This window comes from Mesorhizobium sp. M4A.F.Ca.ET.020.02.1.1, from assembly GCF_004022645.1.
Lineage (GTDB): Bacteria > Pseudomonadota > Alphaproteobacteria > Rhizobiales > Rhizobiaceae > Mesorhizobium.
Genome location: NZ_RZOI01000763.1, coordinates 1 through 2,785 on the forward strand (window position 1 = coordinate 1; position 2,785 = coordinate 2,785).

Genomic DNA, 2,785 nt, shown 5'->3' on the forward strand with positions numbered 1-2,785 from the left:
GTCTGGTTCAGCCCGGCTATCGCCGTTCGCGCCGCGTCGGCGGCGATCTGCTGGACCGAATGGCTGGCTCCGAAATAGATGCCATATGCAACCATTCCGAGCAGAAGCAGGATGAAAAGCGGCGCCAGCATGGCGAATTCGACCGCCGTTGTCCCGACGGCATCAGCCCGGAAACGAGACCACGAAACATGGCTTTTTGGGTCCTGCAGCATAGTGCGGAGCATGCCAAATCCGCACTGCAAAAACAGAAAACGGATGGAGCAACCGCTAGGTGCAGCAAGTTGAACGTCATGTTTTTGCTTAAGTTGCCGCTGTTTTAGCGATTGCGCGCTAACTTAGCGTCAAGCGTGCACACAGCACGACTCGGTTGAAATCGGATATCTGTCTGTCTAGTGTCCTGCCACCAGCCGCCGGAAGCGATCGGTGGCACGCCCAAAAGCGACCAAAATTGGTTCAGGGGCGTCAACACGTAAAAGGTGTGGCTGAGGGGCCGCGCCGACAGGGAGAACTTCATGCTGAAAAATGTGCTGAAGGCGACGGTGTTCGCCACGACCATGGCCTTGGCCGCGGGCACCTTCTACACGCCGGCTTTCGCCGAGACCGTTTACAACCGCGGATCCGCCGCCGAGGCGGAGACCGTCGATCCGCACAAGACGTCGACGGTCTACGAAGCCGATATCATACGCGACCTGTTCCAGGGCCTGGTCATGCATGACCAGAAGACGAACCTCATCCCGGGCGCCGCGGAAAGCTGGACCGTGTCCGACGACGGCACTGTCTACACCTTCAAGCTGCGCAAGGACGGCCTCTGGTCGGATGGCAGCCCGGTGACGGCGGACGATTTCGTCTATTCGTTCCATCGGCTGGAAGATCCGGCCACCGCTGCCGAATACGCCTCGATGCTCTATCCGGTGAAGGGCGCTGAGGACTTCAACACCAAGAAAGGCAAGGCAGAGGACATGGGCGTGAAGGCGGTGGACGCCAACACGCTGGAAGTGACGCTGAAGGCGCCGACGCCCTATTTCCTGGAGATGCTGACCCACCAGGCGACCTATCCGGTCAACAAGGCCTCCATAGACAAGCTCGGCGCCGACTGGATCAAGCCGGGCAAGCTGGTTTCCAACGGCGCCTATACGCTGGCCGAATGGGTGCCCAACGACCATCTCAAGCTGGTCAAGAATCCGAAATTCTGGGACGCCGGGACCGTCAAAATGGACGTCGTCAACTACATCCCGACTGAGGATCGCTCGTCTGCGATGAAGCGCTTCGAGGCCGGCGAACTCGACAGTTATGGTGACCTGCCGACCGAACAGCTTGCCGATCTCAAGACCAAATTCGGCGACCAGGTCCGCGTCGGTCCGTATCTCGGCACCTATTATTACGCGATCAAGACCGACAAGGCGCCGTGGGACAATGTCGAGCTGCGCAACGCCATCTCGATGGCAATCGATCGCGACTTCCTCGCCGAGAAAGTCTGGCAGAACTCGATGCTGCCCGGCTATTCGATGGTGCCTCCGGGCATCGAGGGATACACGCCGGCAGTGGCCAAATACGCCGACATGCCGCAGATCGACCGCGAGGACGCTGCCAAGAAGATCCTCGAGAAACTCGGCTACACGCCCGAGCATCCGTTGAAGATGGAGATCCGCTACAACACCTCGGAGAACCACAAGAACACGGCGGTCGCCATCCAGGAGCAGCTGAAGCCGCTCGGCGTCGAGGTGACGCTGCTCAACACCGACACCAAGACCCATTACGGCTTCCTCGAGCAGAAGGGTAACTACGACGTCGCCCGCGCCGCCTGGATCGCCGACTATAAGGATCCGGAGACCTTCCTCGGCATCTCGCGCAAGGCGAGCGGCAACAACTACTCCAACTACAACAGCCCGGCCTATGAGGCTGCGATGGACAAGGCAGCCGCCGCCGGCGGCAAGCCCGAGGAACGCATGAAGGAGCTGGCCGAGGCGGAGCGCGTCCTCGTCGACGACGTTGGCCAGATCCCGCTTCTCTACTACAGCTTCCACGACATCGTTTCCTCGAAGCTGCATGGCTTCGACGACAATGTGATGGATATCCATCCGTCCCGCTTCATCTCCAAGGACTGACAAGAAACCTTGGCCGTGCCGCCGCTCCCATTTGGGCAGCGGCGGCCGCGGTCTGTCGTCGTACCGGGCCGAAAGTCGGGTTGGATTTTCGGGAATGCCGGTGCGAAGATCAGATACGCCAGCGTTATGGGTCTTCGTTTGGAGAGCTGTCACCCTGGCTGAAGCGGGGCGCCGATGCTGCGTTATGTCTTCCGGCGGTTGTTGACCGCCATCCCGACGCTATTCGTCATCGTGACGGTGGCGTTCTTCCTTATCCGTGTCGCGCCGGGCGGCCCGTTCAACCAGGAGCGGGGCCTGAGTCCGGAAATAAGGGCCAATCTGGAAGCGCAGTTCGGCCTGGGCGATCCGCTCTGGCTGCAATATGTCCACTATCTCGGTAATCTTTTGCGCGGCAATTTCGGCCCGAGCTACAATATGCCGGATTTCACCGTCACCGAACTGTTCGCCAAGGGGCTGCCTATCTCGGTCCAGCTCGGTTCCTCGGCGCTGCTGCTGGCCTTGCTGCTCGGCAGCGTGCTCGGCACCGTCGCCGCGCTCAACCAGAACAAGCTTGGCGACTATGCCGTGATCGCGCTGGCGACGGCCGGCAGCACGATTCCAACTTTCGTCATCGCGCCGGTGATCCAGCTCCTGTTCGGCCTGACCTGGAAGCTCTTGCCGATCGGCGGCTGGGGCGACGG

The 2,785-nt window shown here is 60.6% G+C and carries 2 protein-coding genes and 1 pseudogene; 2 read left to right on the forward strand and 1 reads right to left on the reverse strand.

Annotated elements, in window-relative coordinates; genetic code table 11:
• The coding region (locus EN742_RS30685; protein ID WP_189375678.1) for a TadE/TadG family type IV pilus assembly protein at positions 1 to 212 on the reverse strand (212 nt) is incomplete at its 3' end.
• Positions 213 to 512: 300 nt separating this feature from the next.
• Between EN742_RS30685 and EN742_RS30690 the strand changes: the two genes are divergently transcribed.
• Both EN742_RS30690 and EN742_RS30695 read left to right on the forward strand, forming a co-directional pair.
• Entirely contained in the window at positions 513 to 2,105 is a 1,593-nt protein-coding gene (locus EN742_RS30690) for a peptide ABC transporter substrate-binding protein (RefSeq protein WP_126055814.1), read from the forward strand.
• 174 nt (positions 2,106 to 2,279) lie between these two features.
• Positions 2,280 to 2,785, forward strand: a pseudogene (locus EN742_RS30695) (ABC transporter); the annotation flags it as partial.

Bases quoted from the DNA above. Each gene is read 5' to 3' on its own strand.
- EN742_RS30690 (WP_126055814.1), top strand. From the start codon at position 513: ATGCTGAAAAATGTGCTGAAGGCGACGGTGTTCGCCACGACCATGGCC.